Below are 18198 nucleotides of genomic sequence, written 5' to 3'. Positions count from 1 at the left end.
GCTCAGGGTTCGGCTCAGTCATCGGCGAGCAGCTCGCGGGCGGCCTCGACCACCGCCTCGACGGTGATCTCGCGCATGCAGTCGAAGCGTCCGTCACAGCTCGGGTGGCGTTTGCACGGCGAGCAGGGGCGCGGGTGATAGAGCACCCGGGCGTTGTCGCGGGTGGTGTCGAGATAGGGACAGGTCGAGCCGAACAGCAGCAGGCTCGGGGTGTTCATGGCGATGCCGATGTGGCCGAGCCCGGTGTCGACCGCCACCGCGAGCGCCGCGCGGTCGATCAGTGCGGCGGCCTCGGTGAGGCTGGTGGCGCCGGCGAGATCGAGCAGCGGTGTCTTGCAGCGTGCGACGATCCGTGCCGCGGCCTCGCGGTCGCCGGGGCCGCCGAGCAGTACCGGGGTGAGCCCCAGCGCCTGGTGCAGCCGTTCGGCGAGGTCCGCCCAGCGCGACTCGATCCAGTGCTTCTGTGGTCGGGTGGTGAAGGGGCTGAGCGCGACCAGCCGCGCCCCGGCCCCGGCCGGCGCGACCAGCTCGGCGACGCGCGCGCGCTCGGCCTCACCGTGGTGCACCGCCATCGCGAAGGGCTCGACGGCGAGATCGAGGGTCCGGGCCAGGTGCAGGTATTCGGAGCCGATGCGCTTGTAGGGGCCGTCGCGCGCCACGGTGCGGGTCATCAGCCACTGGCTGCCCTCGCGCGAGCCCAGACCGATGCGCTCGGGCGCGCCGCTGAACCAGGTCAGCATGCCGCTCTTGAGCAGCCCCTGGAGGTCGATGGCGCGATCGAAGCGGCGCGCGCGCAACGCGGCGCGCATCGCGCGCAGCTCGCGCGCGAGCGTGCCCAGGCGACGCTCGCGCACCAGTCTGCGCCAGCGGTTGAGCGGGCAGGGGATCACCTCGTCGAGGTCGGGGTGCTGGGCGAGCAGCGGCGCGCACTCAGGTTGGACCAGCCAGGCGATGTGGGCGCGTGGATGGCTGCGGCGCAGCGCCGCGACCAGCGGCGAGGCGAAGACCACGTCGCCGATGGCCGAGAGGCGCACCAGCAGGATGCGCGGGGCGTTGGGATCGGGGCTTGGAGACATGTCGGTTGATCGGGTTCGGCGCAACGATGGTGTCCGGCCGGGGCGACCGGCGGGGTTGCTGATGGCCGTTATGATCCCAGAAATCGCCGGGCGCCGCGCGGCTGTCCGGACCCCGCCGGTTTTCGCCATAATGATGTCCATCCCGCCGGCCTCGCGTCGGCCCACCGCCAGCCTCCGGACCCCGAGCATGACCCCAGCGACCCCCAGCCAGCCGAGCCCCCGCCCCGTGTGTCTCTTCATCCCCAGCTTCGGTGACGGCGGGGTGGAGCGGATGATGGTCAACATCGCCCGCGGGATTGCCGGGCACGGCCATCCGGTCGACTTCGTGGTCAACGACGCCGGGGCGCCCTTCGTCGACACCCTGCCACCCGAGGTGCGGGTACATGTGCTCGCGGCGAGCGGGCTGCGTGCGCGCACCCGTTTCCTCGCCGAGCTGGTCGCGCGCACCCGCCCGGCGGCGGTGCTCACCGCCAAGACCCGCGACGACCGGGTCGCGCTCGCGGTCAAGCGTCGGCTCGGCGGCGACACCCGCTACGTGCTGCGTCCCGGCACCGCGATGAGCGAGCGCTGGCGCGCCCGCGGCAAGGGCTGGCTGTGGCGCTGGCGCGAGACGCGCCGGCTGCGCGCGCTCTATCGCCGCGCCGACGCGGTGGTGGCGGTCTCCGACGGCGTGGCCGAGGACATCGTCGCCATCACCGGCATTCCGCGCGAGCGGGTGCGGGTGATCCGCAACCCCAACATCACCCCGGAGCTGGCGGCGCTGGCCGCGGCCGAGGTCGATCACCCGTGGTTCGCGCCCGGCGCCGAGCCGGTGATCATGGGGGTCGGTGGGCTGCGTACCCAGAAGGACTTCGAGACCCTGATCCGCGCCTTCGCCCGGGTGCGCGAGACACGCCCCTGTCGGCTGCTGATCCTCGGCGAGGGCCGTCAGCGCGAGCGCTTGCTGCGTCTGGCCGCCGAGCTGGGGGTGGCGGAGGCGGTGGCGCTGCCCGGGTTCGAGTCCAACCCCTATCGCTTCCTCGCCCGCGCCGCGCTGTTCGCGCTGTCCTCGCGTTGGGAGGGCTCGCCCAACGTGCTCACCGAGGCGCTCGCGCTCGGCACCCCGGTGGTCGCCACCGACTGTCGCAGCGGTCCGCGCGAGATCACCCGTGGCGGCGAGTACGGCCCGCTGGTCGCCGTCGGCGACGTCGCGGCGCTGGCCGAGGCGATCGAGCGCACCCTCGACCGGCCGCTGCCCGCCGAGCGGTTACGCGAGGCGGTCGCCGAGTACCGTCTGGAGACCAGCGCCGGGCGCTACCTGGAGGTCTTCGGGCTGCGCTGAGGCGGGCTCAGTCCGTCGCTCCTCGCCAGTCGCGACCGCTGTCGACGCCGGACTCGGCATCGGCGCGCGCCGCTGTCGCGCTGGTGCCGCGACCGTGGTGGCCGCAGTGCGCGCACTCAAGCAGGTGGAAACGCTCGGTGAGCCGATAGTGGGCGAGGTGGGGCTGGCCGCACTGCGGACAGGTCTCGGTGCCGACCCGGCTGCGTGCCTTGTGCGCCTGCTCGGCGTCGCGGATGAGCTGGTGCAGCGCCGCCTTGGAGCGTCGACAGGCCTGGGCCTTGGGGCCCTGGCTGAGCTGTTCGAGGATCAGCGACTCCGGGGTCGCGCTGCCGCGGATGCCGTAATCACCGGGGGTCGGGTGGGACGTCTGCGGGGTGTCGTCGGCTGGTTCCGTGGGGGTGGTCATGGTGGCTCCTGGCGGGTCGATGTGGGGTGGATGATCGGTGTGCACGCGCTCGCTGGCAAGCCACGACCGCTCGTCCCGTCGCCCCCTTCCGGCGCTCGGTCGTGCCGTTGCTGTGCTTAACTGTCCGGACATCGATGGTGTTCCGATCGCAACCGCAGGAGTCCGAGTATGAGCAAGCGCACCACGACCGTCGTCGCGGCCTGTCTGGCCGCCGGCATCGGCCTGCCCCAGGGCGGTGAGGCCTGTACCCGCACCCTCTATGTCGGCGACGACGAGACGGTGATCACCGGGCGCAACATGGACTGGATGCAGTCGATGGAGACCGCGCTCTGGGTGTTCCCGCGCGGCATGGCGCGCGATGGTCGGGCGGGACCGGACTCGCCGAGCTGGGTGTCGAAGTACGGCAGCCTGGTGGTCTCGTCCTACGACCTGGCGAGCAGTGACGGCATGAACGAGAAGGGACTGGTGGCCAACCTGCTCTATCTGGCGGAGTCCGACTACGGCGAGGACAGCGCGCTGCCGCCGCTCTCGATCGCGCTCTGGGCGCAGTACGCGCTCGACAACTATGCCACCGTCGCCGAGGCGGTGCGGGGGCTGACCGAGCAGCCGCTGCGGGTGGTCGCCAAGGACCTGCCCAACGGCAAGCCCGCCGCGCTCCATCTCTCGCTCTCCGACCCCAGTGGCGACTCGGCGATCCTCGAGTACCTCGACGGCGAGCTGGTCATCCATCATGGGCCGGAGTTCAAGGTCATGACCAATTCGCCGCCCTACGATCAGCAGCTGGCGATCGATACCTATTGGCAGGGGGTCGGCGGTATGGCCTTCCTGCCCGGCACGGTGCGCGCCGCCGATCGCTATGCGCGCGCCTCCTTCCTGCTCGATGCGGTACCCAAGTCGCTCGACAACGACTATCTCGACGCCGTGCCCGGTCACTCCTATGCCAACCAGGCCGTTGCCCAGGTGCTCTCGGTGCAGCGCGCCGTCTCGGTGCCGCTGGGCATCAGCGTCGCGCAGCAGCCCAACCTCGCCTCGACCCTGTGGTCGGTCGCCGCCGACCAGAAGAACCGGGTCTATTACTTCTCCTCGGCGACCACGCCCAACACCTTCTGGGTCGCGCTCGACGACCTCGACTTCTCACCCGGGGCCGAGGTCAAGACCCTGCCGGTCGACGGCGGCTATGTCTATGCCGGCAACGCCGCAGCGCGTTTCACCGCCGCCGAGCCCTTCGCCTTCATGGACGTCTCCGGCAACGACTGAGCCGGTGCGCCGGGGCCGAGTGTGCCCCGGCGCGCGCCCTCAGTGGGCGAAGCTGGGCGTGGGCGGCGCCGGGTCGTGTGCGCGCAGCCCCTCGAAGTGGGCGACGGCCTTGGCGAGGTCGGCGAGCAGCAGCTCGGCGAGATCGGCGCTGAAGCCCTCGCGCACCACCACGCGCAGCACCGCGACCGACTCGGCGTGCTCGGGCATGGTGTAGGCGGGCACCTGCCAGCCGCTCTCGCGCAGCTTGTGGGAGATGTCGAAGACGCTGTAGTCGGTGATCTCGTCGCGCAGCTTGAAGGCGAACACCGGGATGGTGCTGGCGTCGCTGACCAGCTCGAAGGGGCCGAGGTCGGCGACGCCGCGCGCCAGCCCCGTGGCCACCTCGCGCAGCGCCGTCATTACCTGGGTGTAGCCGGCGCGCCCCAGGCGCAGGAAGTTGTAGTACTGACCCACCACCTGGTTGCCGGGGCGGGAGAAGTTGAGGGTGAAGGTTGGCATGTCGCCGCCGAGATAGTTGACCCGGAAGATCAGCTCCTCGGGCAGGTCCTCGTGGCTGCGCCACACCACCCAGCCGACGCCGGGATAGACCAGGCCGTACTTGTGCCCCGAGACGTTGATCGACTTGACCAGCGGCAGGCGGAAGTCCCACACCAGCTCGGGGTCGAGAAAGGGGGCGACGAAGCCGCCGCTGGCGGCGTCGACGTGCATCGGGATCTCCCAGCCGGTGGTGGCGTTCTGCGCCTCCAGCGCGGCGTGGATCGCTTCGATCGGCTCGTACTCCCCGGTGAAGGTGGTGCCGAGGATGGCGACCACGCCGATGGTGTGCGCATCGGTGCGGGCGATCACCTCCTCCGGGGTGATGACATAACGGCCCTTCTCCATCGGGATGTAGCGCGGCTCGACATCCCAGTAACGACAGAACTTCTCCCACACCACCTGGACATTGGCGCCGAGGATCAGGTTGGGGCGATGGGTGTCCTCGCCGCGGGCGCGGCGACGCGCGCGCCAGCGCCACTTCAGCGCCATCCCGGCGAGCATCACCGCTTCGCTCGAGCCGATCGCCGAGGCGCCGACCCCCTGCTCGGGGGCGTGGAAGAGATCGGAGACGATGTTGACGCAGCGCGCCTCGATCTCGGCGGTGCGCGGGTACTCGTCCTTGTCGATCAGGTTCTTGTCGAAGGCCTCGGCCATCAGCCGCTCGGCCTGGGGCTCCATCCAGGTGGTGACGAAGGTGGCCAGGTTGAGCCGGGCGTTGCCGTCGAGCATCAGCTCGTCGTGGATCAGGTCATGGGCCGTCTCGGGGGCCATCTCGTGCTCCGGCAGACGGTATCGCGGTACCCCCTCCAGCATCCGCCGTCGTGCATAGGCCGGCGCGAGCAGTGCATCCTGCTCCTCGGGGCTGATCGACTCGATCTTTCGCGTCACCATCGGCAATCCCTCCATCGCGACCGCCCCGGGGTTCGGGGCGCTAGGCCAAGCGTAGTCAATGGTGCGCGGGTCGATCGTCGGTGTGCGCCTGCTTCTGACAAAGGAGGTGCAGTCGACTGAATTCGTCGTGGAGAGTTTGCCTGCCGTCGGCACCTCGACCACGCTGCTGCCGCTCTGTGGCGATGGTGTTGCGAGCGGACTCGACCCTACCGGATTGGCACGCGCACCCTCATCGGCCTTGCCCTGTTGGCACTCCCAGCGGGAGTTGTGTCCGAGCAGTGGCCGCGCGGCGGACAGGTCGTCGGACGGGTGATGCGCCCGATCGTCCGAGCCGAAGTGGCTCGGCAGGTCAGGGCATAGAGCGCGACGGGGCGGGAACGACATGTTCGGCGATCGGCCTTGAACCCAGGGCATGCGGCCCTCAAAGAGCACGGGTCGGCGCTCGCTGGCCCGAGGCGTCTGCCGGGCGTGAGAGCCCCACCACACGCGGAGGTATCGATCATGCTGCTTCACACCCTGCTGCTGGCCGTCGTCGGCCTGTGGGCACTTCCGGCTGTCGCTGACTCGACCGACGCGCGCTGCGAGATCTACCCCAAGGGGGAGGACCGTGCCGAGCGGACGCTTCCCTGCACCTTCAGTCAGCGCCAGGGCAATGTGACCATCAGTCGCGAGGATGGCGTGGTGCACGAGCTGGCGCCGAGCGGTGAGGCGGTGGGCAACTTCCGCGATCAGGCGGGCCGCCCGGTCTATCGCCAGAGCGGGCTCGGCGACCAGGGGCTGATCTTCCGCTTCCCCGACGAGAGCCTCTATGTCTACTGGGACCGTGGTATGGCGACGGACGCCGCGGACAACCCGACCCGGCCCTTCTCCACCGCCGACTACGACGCCACCACGCTGCTGCGCTGTCGCGCCCTCACCGCCGAGGCGTTCGGCCAGTGCCCGGCCGACATCCTACGCATGGACGAGGGCCAGGCCTCGATCGTGGTGCAGAGCCCCGCCGGTGAGCAGTTCACCATCAACTTTATGACCGGGTACGTCAACGCCACCAACCGCAGCGCCGAGGCCTCGCTCGATGGCGATACCTGGACCGTCGTCATCGACGGCCAGGAGGTCTATGAGGTGCCACTCGCTGCGATCGAGGGAGGCTGAGACGATGAGATATCCGACCATTCTGCTGATCGCGCTGCTGTGCAGCGTCAGCTCGCTGGCGCTGGCCGAGTCCTCGCCCCTGGCGGGGACGGCCTGGAGGCTGGTCGAGATCCAGTCGATGGACGATCAGGTCTATGTCCCCGAGGAGGGCGCCGAGTACAGTCTCGAACTGCACGATGACGGCATGGTGGCCATTCGCGCCGACTGCCAGCTCGGTACCGGTACCTGGGCGTCGGACACGCCCGGTCAGCTGCGCTTCGGCGCCATCGCGACGACCCGGGCGCTGTGCCCACCGGGCTCCCTGTCCGAGCGCTATCTGGCGCAGTTCCAATGGGTGCGGAGCTATGTCATCGAGGGCGGACACCTCTTCCTCGCCACCATGGCCGACGGCTCCATCATCGAACTGGCACCGGTCGAGGGGTCGCCCCCCGTGGCGATCGTGCTCGGCGAGATCATGCGCGACCTCGACGGCACCGCGTTGCAGCGCATCGTCCTCGATCGGCTGTTCGAACGCTATGGCGTCGAGCAGGGTATCGAGGTCGAGTCTGCCGAGGTCATGAATTTGCTCGCACGCTTGCGCGTGGGCAGGATGACCGAGGGATTGGGCGACGTGGGGCCGATGACTCCGGCGGAGGCCGAGCGAGTCGCTGCCATGCGCCGTGACATGGCGCACGCGCTGATCCATCGGTGGAAGATCAACAGGGCGCTGTATCAGCAGTACGGACCGGAGCCGCTGGACGCCTATCGGATGTTCCTCGACGAGCGGTAGACCGAGGGCGCCTTCGACATCCTGGACCCGGACCAGGCCGAGGTGTTCTGGCGCTACTTCACCGATGACTCGATCCACGATTTCATGACTCCGGGTGGGGCCGACGAGGCGCGTGCGTTCACGGTTCCTCCCTGGGAGGGATGAGCGGGAACGGGCTAGGTCAGATGTCGACCGGGGGAGACGTGCGCGCCAGTGTCGTCGCGGCCCGTGTGGACGGTCGGTCGCGCTCGAGCGATGACACAGCGGGACGCGATCCCCTGCGTGCTCACTCGATCTTTAGGGTTACGTTGTAGGGGACCATCTTACTGCCACGATTGATCACCTCGACCACGTGATCCCCCGACTGCCAAAGTTGCCCGCGATAGCTCCGGTCGGACGGGGTCATATCGAGCAGGAATGAACCGTCGGGGTTGATGATCTGATAGTCCAAGCTAGCGGTGTGCGGAGTGACGCGTACACTCAGGAACTGCTCGGCTCTGGCCCCCAACAGATAGCGGATGGACGCCCCTGGAGAGAGGGTCTTGGTCCGTGTCGCGCTGTCCTCGCCACGGTGGAAATGTACCCGTTCGGTGGTGGTGATGCCCTGCCCGTCGCCGTCCCCGGCCATCGCCCCTTCGCCGTCGTCGCTCCCCCGGGCGATGGTCAGGTCCCCGACGGTACCGTCGTCATAGGCGATACAGCGCCATACCGTGCCACCGTCGTCGAGCAGTACCACCAGGATGCCCGCCTCCGAGAACTCGGTGTTCAGTACCTCGCCGCCCGAGCGTGCGTCCGGGCCGCCCACGCTCATGAGCCGATCGCTGCAACCGTCGATCGCCGCCTGTTCGTCGGCCTGGGCGGTCGTAGCCATGAGCAGCGCGGCGAGGATCCTCACGCCGCCGAGCACTGTCGATGTCGTCCTCATGTTGGCTCCTCCTGTCATGGTCGAGCGGGGCGAGTGAATGTGTCTTCGGACTCTGGGGCGATCGATCCGGGGTGAGCGCCGTCGTGGTGGTCGAGGCCTCTCGGGTCGGCGAGGGGCCTCCCGGCGCCGTATCGTCAAGGATCGGTCAGGTGGAGCGCGGTGCGCCACTGGTCGTGTGCGCAGGCCGCGCTCCACCCCAGTGGCGCCTGCCCGTCATCTTCTAGAGAGATCCGATGGCGATATTGAAGTGATTGGCGCAAGGAGTCTGCGGGCTGAAGATCACCGCGACCGGCAAGAGCGCCCCCTTGGCCGCGCAGGTCTGGACCGTGGCGCCGCTGATGGAGGCGTGCGCGCCCTGCATCTTCGGCCCTCCCATCCACCAGTTGTTGGTGGTGGAGAAGCTGCCCTGGGCGACGAGGATATCGTTGCAGGTGATCTGTTTGTCACCGATCTGCATCTCCAGCGTGCCCTGGACCGCGAAGTTTAGGTCGTCGGGGAAATTCCCCTTGCTGTCGCATGCCAGGGTCTGGCCCGGTCCCGCGTTCACCGCGTCCTTGAACCACTGCGCCACCTCCTTCGTCTTGTGGCGACCTGCCTTGACCACGATCCGCGCCTCTTCCCCGTCCTTGCTGACCCCGGAAGTGACGCCGCTATAGGGTTGACCCTTGCTCACCGCGTGTCCGGTCTCGGTGAACGTGAAGCTCTTCACCCCGGTAATGGCGAAGAAGACCTCGTTGTCGTGCTCGGTGGTTGCATGGAGCGGTGCCGAAAGCATCAGTGCCAGGGCGCCCGGTGTGGAGAGTCGCAGCAACATGAGGGTCGGTTTCATCGGTGTCTTCCGTCCGTTGAATGTCGTGAGTGATCGGTGGAACTGCTGCTCCAGGCCGTCCGACTGCATCCAGGGGCATTGCGAGTCGGGCAGCCTGTCAAGTCCAGAGTCGGGCAGCCTGTCAAGTCCATGTGCGTGTGGCGAGGAGAAATGAAACCGTGTGTCGACACCTTTCGTCGCCCGGTGCGTGAGGCGCGGTCGGTGGTTGCCAGGGAGGGAGTGCTCCGGGCGGGACAGGAGTGCCTACGATCGATCGGGTATTCGCTCGGCTGATGGAATCGTCCCGAGGCGCTAGCCCTTCGGGGTCTCCCTTCAATCACTGATTGATAAATGGGTGTCCTTTTGTTGTTTGTTGCTCTCGACAGCTTGATTCAATGGTCGCTCTATCCTTGGCTCTTTGATTTCTCGGAAAATCGTTGCCCGGGCATGAGCATGCCATAGTGACAGGCTGTGTTTTCAGTCTTGTGTTTGCACCAGGGTGAGTGGCTCGGGGCCATCATTGTGTAGGCGATGTTTTGCTATGCTGCGCCCGATTTGTGTTCGCAAGCATGAATCAGTTGGCCCAATGCAATGCAACGATGTGATGTAGGAGCAAGGTCGATGAATGGAAAGACTCTGTCCGGAGCCTGTTGTCTCGGGCTCCTGGGGGCCCTGGCCGCGACCGAGGCCATGGCGACCAACGGCATGGCGTTATCCGGTTATGGTGCGATTTCGATGGGGTTGGGCGGTGCCTCGCAGGCATACGACACGGGTAACTATGGCGCGATCAACAATGCCGCCACGCTATCGCTGATGGAAGAAGGACACCGCTTCGAGATCGGTGCCAGCCTGATGCATATCGATGCCACCACCAGGATGAGCGGGATGCCGGAGCTTGACTCTGACGCGGACTGGTTCCTCATGCCGAACCTCAGCTATGTCACCAAGCAAGGACGCTGGTCCTACGGGATTGGCGCCTTTAGTCAGGGGGGCATGGGCGCCGACTACGGCAAGGACAGCTATCTCTCCATCGACCCCAACTCGGGGCAGCCGACCGGTCTGCGTGATCACAGCGAAGTGATGGTCGGACGACTGATCCTGCCGCTGGCGTTTCAGGCCACCGATCGACTCAGCGTCGGCGCGAGTCTCGATCTCGTCTATGGGCGCATGACCATGCAGCAGGCGATGCCGAGCCAGGCGCTGGTCGACATGATGACACCGGGGCAGCAGACTCTGGGTACCGCGCGAGTCGATCCGAACACTGCCGCCGGGTTGGGAAGCGCGAACTACGCGCATTTCGACTTCAGCAAGCTCGACAACTGGGGGCTCGGGGGGCAGATCGGCCTGACCTACAGGGCTACTGATCGACTGGTATTGGGTACCAGCTATCAGTTCGAGACACATATGGGAGATCTGGACGGCGACGGCAGCATCCAGGCGGGTGTCGGCAGCAACTACTCGACCCTCTCGGGGGATGTGAAGATCAAGGACTTCCAGTGGCCCGCGACCTTCAAGGCCGGGTTGGCGTTTCAGGCCAGCGACAAGCTGCTGCTGGTCGCCGATATCAAGCACTACGCCTGGTCTGAGGTGATGGATGCGCTGCGAATCCGTTTCCGTCCCGACAGCGGTGGCTATGTCGATGTCGACATGACCCAGGACTGGGACGATCAGTGGGTCTACTCGATCGGTATGCAGTACAGCGTCAACGATGCGCTACAGCTCAGGGCGGGCTTCAACTATGCTGCCGATCCCGTCCCCGAGGAATACCTCCAGCACTTGGGCGAGGCGATCACCGAGAGCCACTTGATGCTTGGTTTGGGGTATCGGATCAGCCCGCATCAGCGTGTCGATGTTGCCTACACCCACGCCTTCGAGAACGAGGAGACCAACACCAACCCCCTAGTCGGCTTGACCAGCAGTCTGGCCCAGGACACCCTGAGCATCAACTACTCGCATCGTTTCTGAATCACGACCTGACGGCGGGCGGTGCGCCTCGGCTCCGCTCGCCGCCGATGCTCAGCGCTGCATCATGTTGAACATGTAATCCATGGGGTTGTTGAATGAGTTGACCCCTCGGTTCATGTCATGCCCCATGCGGTGCATGACAGGCCCCATGGTCGCGACCGACGGAGCCATCAGTGATACAGACCTGGCCAGGTTGTCGAGATCCTCGGCCATCAGGCTGTACATCGAAGAGACATGCTCGTCGATCTCCGTGACTTCCTTGGCCAGCTTGTGAATGTCAGGGGCCATGGCTCCCATCTCCGTCATGGTCCCATTCATCTGGTCCATGTCCGCGCGCATGGCCACCACATTCTCCGACATGGTCTCGGTACTCTGGCGCATGACCAGCATCGACTGATTCATCTCCAGCATCGCCCCCCGCATTGCACGCATCGACTGCATCATGTCGTACATGATCGCCATCATCAGCGCCCCGCCCAGCACTCCCCCAGTGAGGAGCAGGGCTCTGAGAATACTGGACATTTGACACCTACTCCTGTGCTTTCGTGATCGTGTCGACGGTCGATTATCGCATACCTGCCGTGTTCAATGAGGAGGGTGGGAGCAGTGTGAGCCGAGGTGTCAGCGTCGGCAAGAAGGTCGGTCTGTGTGGCGCCGTGCTCCGTCGAGAGACAGCGCATGCAATCGTTGTCTCAGCTCCCGGGGTGAATACCGGTAGCGAGGCCATGGCCCAGCTGCCTGAGCAGGTCAGGCAGCACCGACCAAGGCCATACTCTGTGTCGACCCGAATAACGCCCTGGCTCGACTCAGCCCACGCAGATAGCGACATTCCCGCTGTGCGGCGAGCGCCGTCATTCGCTCCGGCGCACCGATCGCCGCGCCGAAACCCTTGAGCAGGAAACCCGCGTGCTTGATGAAGCGCTCGGGGGCGATGCCGAGCCGGGTGAGGATGTCGGGCAGCTCCGCCGGGATCGCGCCACGCTTGCGTGGATGCAGGGCGCGCCCGAGCGAGTCGACCAGGATCAGGTAATTGTCGAAGGTGAAGGGGATGACGGCGGGGCATTCGGCGGGGTTGCCGAATGGCATCAGTGGGGCAGGTGGCAGACGGTTGAGGGCGGCTTCCCAGAGTTCAGCGCTGCGTGCGTCTGCCGTGGGCTCCGTGTCCTCGGTCTCTGGCGGCGTCGATGCTGTCGCTGGGGTGGGCGGTGGATGCGATGGGCCTTGCCGGGGCTGTGGTGCCGCCTCTGCTTCCTCTCCGTCCCCTTGCAAGTCGGCGATCCGCGCCGCGATCCCGGTGTGCGCGCTCGCCTCCGGCGTCTCCGCAATCCCCGCCCGAATCGGGTTGAGATCGACATAGGCCATCACCGCCAGCAGCGCGGTCTCGTCGAGGATCGCCTGTGAACGAAAGCGTCCCTCCCAGAACCGCCCCCGCACCCCGTCCTCCCGATTCGCCGCCCGCGCGATCGACTCGTTCAACACCCGCATGAACCACGAGAGATCCGCCAGTCGCGCCCGGTAGGTCGCGATCAACCCTGCGATCACCTCCAGCTCCGCCTCGGTCATCCCCGCCCGCGTCGCAGGCGACAGGAACCGCTTCACCACCACCGGCCCTCGGAACAGACATCGCCAGCGCCGTAACACCTCCTCATCCGACCACTGAGAAGCACGCTCCGCATCGAGCCGCACCACCAGGTGCACGTGATTACTCATCACCGCATAGGCCGCGACATCGATCGCGAACACCCCGGCGAGCTGCCGTAGCCGCAACTCCACCCAGCCGCGCCGATGCTCGAAGCTCCGCCCCGTCAGCCGATCGAAGCCACACAGATACGCCCGGCGCACGCACCGCGTGACGACGTGATACCAGGGCGTGTCAGACAAGGAAACGAGCGAGGCGCGGGGACGGGTCATGGGGCATCTCCGCTGGAGGTGTTGGAGGAAGCGTAGGAGAGCGCCTTGGGAGCGTCAACAGTAAGTGGGTGTCCTTTACTTCTCAGATGCTGTCGCTGGGGTGGGCGGTGGATGCGATGGGCCTTGCCGGGGCTGTGGTGCCGCCTCTGCCTCCTCTCCGTCCCCTTGCAAGTCGGCGATCCGCGCCGCGATCCCGGTGTGCGCGCTCGCCTCCGGCGTCTCCGCAATCCCCGCCCGAATCGGGTTGAGATCGACATAGGCCATCACCGCCAACAGCGCGGTCTCGTCGAGGATCGCCTGCGAGCGGAAGCGTCCCTCCCAGAACCGCCCCCGCACCCCGTCCTCCCGATTCGCCGCCCGCGCGATCGACTCGTTCAACACCCGCATGAACCACGAGAGATCCGCCAGTCGCGCCCGGTAGGTCGCGATCAACCCTGCGATCACCTCCAGCTCCGCCTCGGTCATCCCCGCCCGCGTCGCAGGCGACAGGAACCGCTTCACCACCACCGGCCCTCGGAACAGACATCGCCAGCGCCGTAACACCTCCTCATCCGACCACTGAGAAGCACGCTCCGCATCGAGCCGCACCACCAGGTGCACGTGATTACTCATCACCGCATAGGCCGCGACATCGATCGCGAACACCCCCGCGAGCTGACGCAACCGCAACTCTACCCAGCCGCGACGATGCTCGAAGCTCCGTCCGGTCAACCGATCGAAGCCGCAGAGATACGCCCGGCGCACGCACCGCGTGACGACGTGATACCAGGGCGTATCGGACAAGGAGACGAGCGAGGCGCGGGGACGGGTCATGGGGCATCTCCGCTGGATGTGTTGGGAGAAGCGTAGGAGAGCGCTTTGGGAGCGTCAACGGTAAGTGGGTGTCCTTTTACTTGTGCTAGCGCGTGGGGCTGGGCCGCCGTAAAAATATGCGGCTGTAGTAGTAATCTCCTAAAGACTCCTGATCCAATCGAAGCACGCTTTGAAAGCGGGCATCTGTCTTTCTATTTCTGCGGCACTCATGGCGCGCAATTGATTTTCCTGTTCCATAATGGCGTCTTCGCCTTTGTCGTCCGCGCCAGTCACCTGTTCGATGCAGCCTTGAGGCCAGGTCCACACATGATAAGCTTTCAGCGCTTCATGGCTTTCTTGGGCAATGACTCGGCCTTCTTCATCCGATGCAAAGCAGGCCCATATATCTGCTGCAGTCCATTGGTTAGAATTTTTCGGTAGCCCATTTTGATGCAAGGTAAAATTGTGCTCTTGTTGCAGCCGGTTGAGGGCAGTCTTTGCGTCGATTAAATCAGTGCCATCACGTTTCAATAGGTTGCTTTTCCTGGCGTGGGTATAGGCAAAGTCCAGATCGGCTACAGCACAAGCGCGAATATCCATCGCGCTCAGTACGGACAAAGCCTTAGCAAAATTGTTGCAGCCACCAACGGAAACAAACGCAATGTTATCCAGGTCAGGTGAGCGCTGGTAAAGCCGCTCATAGGTCAAGGGTAACAATCTTCTTTCCGTTTTCCCTTCGCAGAGAATAATGCGATCCGCAAAATAAATATCGACCAGGCTGCCCAGTTCAAACAGTGTCTGTGACTGGCTTTCAGCGCATTCAATGGCATCTTTAATAACTTGACTCAGTGGCTTGCGAACGGTGACGCCATTGTCGGCCGTTTTGCCTGCAATCACAGTATTGGGTGCATTATCTCGACTCAACATGAGCGGGGAATGGGTGGAGAACACAACCTGGAAGCCTGTATTGGAAAGTTTCTTCAAGGCTTCACGCAGTCTCCGCACACCTTGAGGATGCAAGTAGAGTTCTGGCTCATCAATCAACAGCAGACGACGGGAAATTTGATTATCCTCAGTGCGGCGCACATCTGCCAGATAGCGGATCAAGGCCATCTGTATGGCCCGCTGGGCACCAGTACCCATCTGATCAAAGCGGCGCCGATCACCACTGACCTTATCGGTGACGTGCAAGTCACCGGCCTTGAAGAAGTCCTTGATGTCTACCACCTGCAAATCCAGGTCTAACGCCAGACCGGGGAAGAAATTATCCAGTGCATCGGTTGCACTGGTGTCGAATTGCTGCAAGTGATCGGAACGTTGCTCTCCACCTGTGGTCAGTACATTGCGAATCGTGTCGAGCGCGGTAGTCAGCTCGTCATGAGCCGCCAACAAGGGATTCATGATCTCATCCAGTAGTCCCTTGATTGTCGTCCCGGTTTTAGCCTTGCCAAGATCTTCACCAATATCATGCATGGCCTGCACATGAAGAGGTTCTGGCAGAAGGGCCGTCACCGCTTGCGGGAGGCCGGTAGGGTAGGCCTGCCAGTGCTCGGGAACGCCATCTTGCGGGCATTCATCCACACTCCAAACTTCCTGACTTTTAGACTTTGTGTTAGCCGCAGTGACCCGAATCCAGAGCCTTCTATCTCTGCAATAAGGCTCAATGGCTTGGCGGTGCCTATTGTGGGGAATGCGATCCAGTACCGAATCATCAATTCCATCAATACAAGCCGCGACAATGACTGGCTTGTTTTTATCATAAAAATCGGTGTTCTTGAGATTGCTTGGCTTTAACACCCAGCGAATTGCTTCCAGTATCGTAGATTTCCCGGAATTGTTTTGCCCTACTAGCGGGGTATAGCTATCAAGCGGCAAGGTGACATTTCGGCAAGCGCGGAAGTTTTCAATATAAATGCAGCTGATTCGGTGCATTGACTATTCCCCCTGGGGTAGTGCCCTCAATGGTAAGTGGGTGTCCTTCTTTTTTATCCTAGAGATTCTGATCTTATCGAAACCTATCTGTCAGGGCACTACCCCTTTTTTTTACTATTATTTGATTAGCGTGTCGGTTATTTAGCGTGCTGATTTTTAAGCTTTTTTGCGCGTATGGTAATTGTGTTTTTTGCCGGTTCGATTTCATATCTATAGACTTCAAATGGCCAATCATCAAAAGTCATCAGCTTTCTGAATTCGCCGCCATCTGGTGAGATGAGTTGGGTTATTTCACTTGGTTCCATTGTCTGATTCGCAACAGTGCCATCGAAGTCCTTAAATTTGACCTGTATATTGATTGTTCCTTGATTTGAAAACAAGCACAAATACTCGTTCAAATTCATACGTAACCTATTTTTGGTTGGTTAAACGGCACACGCCGGCAGCGTATTTCCCCCTTGGTGAGAAGGTCGCTCGCGTTCTCGAAGAAACAGGAAAACCATCTTGTTGCACTCTTGAGCTTCGCTCGTGACTAAAATTTCACGATGTGTGTTTGCCCCGTTGCGGTCGATCAAAAAACACCAAAAGATTCGAAAATTTATCGGTTAGGGCGCTACCCACGCCTTTTGCCATTTAATTCGCCCACCCTAGCTTGAAAGCCAAAAATGCAACCGCCAAGCCGCCCGCAACCGCTATAGCTATCGGGCGAATATAATTGCTATCTTTCGGCTGTGAAACCTCTTGGTTGCTTTGTGATGAGTTTACGTTAACCGTGCCAGACTCGTTGCTAATATTTATGCTGCTATTTCGGTCGTTGATTTTAGTCATCTGTGTCTCTAGATATTCGACACCACTTCTCGTGATGTTAATTAAAAATTTATCGAGATGAATTTCTCTTTTTTCGTTAGGCTCGCTTAGCGATGGAATTCTGACAAACCCATCTTTATGCAAGCTTTTGAGACAATGAAAGACTCTTTGTTTTTCCTCGCCATCTTTCAAGCCATATTTCTTGTATATTGATCTGGCAACATCGCCAAGAGTTAGAAAGCAATCTTTTGATGGCCCGGCTTCATTCCTGAATTCGTTTAATATGGTAAGGATTTCGATGATGATTTTTGAAGCTGGTGGAACAGTGGGCAAAGCGGGTCTCCTTTTAATTGTTGTGAAGCTCCTAGCTGTCAAGTCCCCATGAGGTTATGGGTGGCGCTCTGACCGATAGGGATTTGATTGAGCTTTTACATATCCTCCGCGCGTCGCTCTATCCCCCCCAAATACCCCCCAACCGCCCGCTCAATCTCAAACCGCCCCGCCGCCTCCCGCAACACCGCCTTCGGCAACGGATCATCCAGCGTCGCCTTGATCGCCTCGGCCAGTGCCGCATCGTCGCCGACCGGGACCAGGGGGCCGTAGCGGCCGTCCTGGAGGATCTCGCGCGGGCCGCTGGGGCAGTCGGTGGAGACCACCGGGGTGCCGACGGCTAGCGCCTCGACGGGGACGAAGGGCAGGCCCTCCCAGCGCGAGGAGAAGGCGAGCAGGGCGGCGTGGGCCATGTAGGCGTAGGGCTCGGGGACGAAGCCGGGGAGGGCGAAGTCGGCGCCGACGCCGAGGTCGTCGGCGAGGCGCAGCAGGCGCTCGCGGGCGCTGCCGCGACCGAGGATCATCAGTCGGCAGGGGCGCTCGGCGCGCACCCGGGCGAAGGCGCGCAGCAGGGTGGCGAAGTCCTTGCGGCTGCACAGCTCGCCGACGCTGAGGATGAGCGGCGGGGCGTCGTCGGCGAACCAGGGGTGATCGGGACGTGGCTGTTGCTCGGTGAACAGCCGCGCCGGGACGATCGGCGAGTCGACCGGGTGGATGCGCTCACGCGGCAGGCCGGTGTAGCGGGCCATGTCGTCGGCGGCGCCGACGCTCGGCACTAGCACGCGATCGGCGAAGCGGTAGAGCCAGCCCATCGAGTGACGTTGCACCCAGCGATCGAGCGGCCCGCGCGAGGCGAGATCGACCGAGATGGTGATCCCCGAGCGCAGCACCAATCGGGTCGGGGTGCGTGCCAGCGCGCGCGCGGCGAGTGCCAGACGGTTGACCTTGTCCTTGTCGGAGAGCAACACGTCGGGATGCTCGCGGTGCAGATAGCGCACCAGCGCGGGCAGGGTGGCGAGGGTGTGGCGGGTGCCGAGATCGATGATGCGCAGCCCCGGCGGTTGTTCGGTGAGTTCGGGGCCGTGGCCGCGCACTTTGAGCAGATCGACGCGGTGGCCGCGCCGGGCGATCGCCGGCAGCAGATGACGGGCGAGCCGGTCGACGCCGCTGTGTCCCGAGGTGGAGAGGAAGCAGGCGATGTGTGCAGGCTCGGTCATGCGGCGCGGGTCTCGGTGGCCGGATGACGATCGGGCGCCATCCGTGGTGCTCGGGTGTCCGCCAGCGGCGCGCGGCGAACGCGGTCCTGTGGGGTCATTCTGCGCCAGCGCGCGCGGCTTGGCCAG

Annotated in this window: 16 protein-coding genes and 2 pseudogenes; 6 read left to right on the top strand and 12 right to left on the bottom strand. The window is 63.9% G+C overall.

Annotated elements, in window-relative coordinates; translation table 11 throughout:
• Nucleotides 1-14 precede the first annotated feature (14 nt).
• On the bottom strand, nt 15-1076 hold the full coding sequence (gene waaF / locus MARPU_RS15320) for a lipopolysaccharide heptosyltransferase II (protein WP_005222905.1): 1062 nt from the start codon (nt 1074-1076) through the stop codon (nt 15-17).
• A 187-nt stretch (nt 1077-1263) separates the two neighbouring features.
• Here waaF and MARPU_RS15315 point away from each other — a divergent pair, with 187 nt between their 5' ends.
• Nucleotides 1264-2397 (top strand): glycosyltransferase, encoded by a 1134-nt coding sequence (locus tag MARPU_RS15315; protein ID WP_005222904.1) that lies wholly within the window; start codon nt 1264-1266, stop codon nt 2395-2397.
• 7 nt (nt 2398-2404) lie between these two features.
• Here the strand turns inward: MARPU_RS15315 and MARPU_RS15310 are convergent, their stop codons facing one another.
• The gene (locus MARPU_RS15310) at nt 2405-2803 is read right to left on the bottom strand and encodes a hypothetical protein (protein WP_005222901.1); all 399 of its coding nucleotides are present in this window, start codon (nt 2801-2803) and stop codon (nt 2405-2407) included.
• 168 nt (nt 2804-2971) lie between these two features.
• On the opposite strand from MARPU_RS15310, the gene MARPU_RS15305 reads away from it, so the two are divergent.
• Nucleotides 2972-4060, top strand: a complete 1089-nt coding sequence (locus MARPU_RS15305) for a linear amide C-N hydrolase (protein ID WP_005222900.1) — start codon at nt 2972-2974, stop codon at nt 4058-4060.
• A 39-nt stretch (nt 4061-4099) separates the two neighbouring features.
• Here the strand turns inward: MARPU_RS15305 and MARPU_RS15300 are convergent, their stop codons facing one another.
• On the bottom strand, nt 4100-5488 hold the full coding sequence (locus MARPU_RS15300) for a glutamate decarboxylase (RefSeq protein ID WP_005222898.1): 1389 nt from the start codon (nt 5486-5488) through the stop codon (nt 4100-4102).
• Between the two features lie 501 nt (nt 5489-5989).
• Here MARPU_RS15300 and MARPU_RS15295 point away from each other — a divergent pair.
• Nucleotides 5990-6637, top strand: coding sequence for a hypothetical protein (locus MARPU_RS15295; protein ID WP_005222896.1), 648 nt, complete (start codon nt 5990-5992; stop codon nt 6635-6637).
• 4 nt (nt 6638-6641) lie between these two features.
• Nucleotides 6642-7406, top strand: coding sequence for an META domain-containing protein (locus tag MARPU_RS15290; protein ID WP_005222894.1), 765 nt, complete (start codon nt 6642-6644; stop codon nt 7404-7406).
• Nucleotides 7407-7671: 265 nt separating this feature from the next.
• Here the strand turns inward: MARPU_RS15290 and MARPU_RS15285 are convergent, their stop codons facing one another.
• Both MARPU_RS15285 and MARPU_RS15280 read right to left on the bottom strand, forming a co-directional pair.
• Nucleotides 7672-8310 (bottom strand): hypothetical protein, encoded by a 639-nt coding sequence (locus MARPU_RS15285; RefSeq protein WP_005222892.1) that lies wholly within the window; start codon nt 8308-8310, stop codon nt 7672-7674.
• 220 nt (nt 8311-8530) lie between these two features.
• Complete coding sequence (locus tag MARPU_RS15280; protein ID WP_005222889.1) at nt 8531-9139, bottom strand: hypothetical protein; 609 nt, start codon at nt 9137-9139, stop codon at nt 8531-8533.
• 600 nt (nt 9140-9739) lie between these two features.
• On the opposite strand from MARPU_RS15280, the gene MARPU_RS15275 reads away from it, so the two are divergent.
• Nucleotides 9740-11083, top strand: coding sequence for an OmpP1/FadL family transporter (locus MARPU_RS15275; RefSeq protein WP_005222887.1), 1344 nt, complete (start codon nt 9740-9742; stop codon nt 11081-11083).
• 51 nt (nt 11084-11134) lie between these two features.
• Here MARPU_RS15275 and MARPU_RS15270 read toward each other — a convergent pair whose 3' ends face one another.
• The 5 genes and pseudogenes from MARPU_RS15270 to MARPU_RS17780 all read right to left on the bottom strand — a co-directional run bounded on the left by MARPU_RS15270 (nt 11135) and on the right by MARPU_RS17780 (nt 16098).
• On the bottom strand, nt 11135-11605 hold the full coding sequence (locus tag MARPU_RS15270; protein ID WP_005222885.1) for a hypothetical protein: 471 nt from the start codon (nt 11603-11605) through the stop codon (nt 11135-11137).
• Nucleotides 11606-11830: 225 nt separating this feature from the next.
• Nucleotides 11831-12994, bottom strand: coding sequence for a transposase (locus MARPU_RS15265; protein ID WP_005222884.1), 1164 nt, complete (start codon nt 12992-12994; stop codon nt 11831-11833).
• Nucleotides 12995-13078: 84 nt separating this feature from the next.
• Nucleotides 13079-13807: pseudogene (locus MARPU_RS15260) on the bottom strand (transposase); the annotation flags it as partial.
• A 138-nt stretch (nt 13808-13945) separates the two neighbouring features.
• Nucleotides 13946-15718, bottom strand: coding sequence for an ATP-dependent nuclease (locus MARPU_RS17370; RefSeq protein ID WP_005222880.1), 1773 nt, complete (start codon nt 15716-15718; stop codon nt 13946-13948).
• Nucleotides 15719-15855: 137 nt separating this feature from the next.
• On the bottom strand, nt 15856-16098 hold the full coding sequence (locus tag MARPU_RS17780) for a hypothetical protein (RefSeq protein WP_156929295.1): 243 nt from the start codon (nt 16096-16098) through the stop codon (nt 15856-15858).
• Nucleotides 16099-16143: 45 nt separating this feature from the next.
• On the opposite strand from MARPU_RS17780, the pseudogene MARPU_RS18050 reads away from it, so the two are divergent.
• A pseudogene (locus MARPU_RS18050) lies at nt 16144-16254 on the top strand (IS1 family transposase); the annotation flags it as partial.
• Nucleotides 16255-16351: 97 nt separating this feature from the next.
• Here MARPU_RS18050 and MARPU_RS17775 read toward each other — a convergent pair.
• Both MARPU_RS17775 and MARPU_RS15250 read right to left on the bottom strand, forming a co-directional pair.
• Nucleotides 16352-16858, bottom strand: coding sequence for a hypothetical protein (locus MARPU_RS17775; RefSeq protein ID WP_156929294.1), 507 nt, complete (start codon nt 16856-16858; stop codon nt 16352-16354).
• 95 nt (nt 16859-16953) lie between these two features.
• On the bottom strand, nt 16954-18072 hold the full coding sequence (locus MARPU_RS15250; protein WP_005222878.1) for a glycosyltransferase: 1119 nt from the start codon (nt 18070-18072) through the stop codon (nt 16954-16956).
• Between the last annotated feature and the right edge of the window lie 126 nt (nt 18073-18198).

It is taken from the genome of Marichromatium purpuratum 984 (assembly GCF_000224005.2).
Classification (GTDB): domain Bacteria; phylum Pseudomonadota; class Gammaproteobacteria; order Chromatiales; family Chromatiaceae; genus Marichromatium; species Marichromatium purpuratum.
The sequence above is the reverse complement of the archived record's forward strand: the minus strand, read 5'-3'. Positions and strand labels throughout refer to the sequence as shown.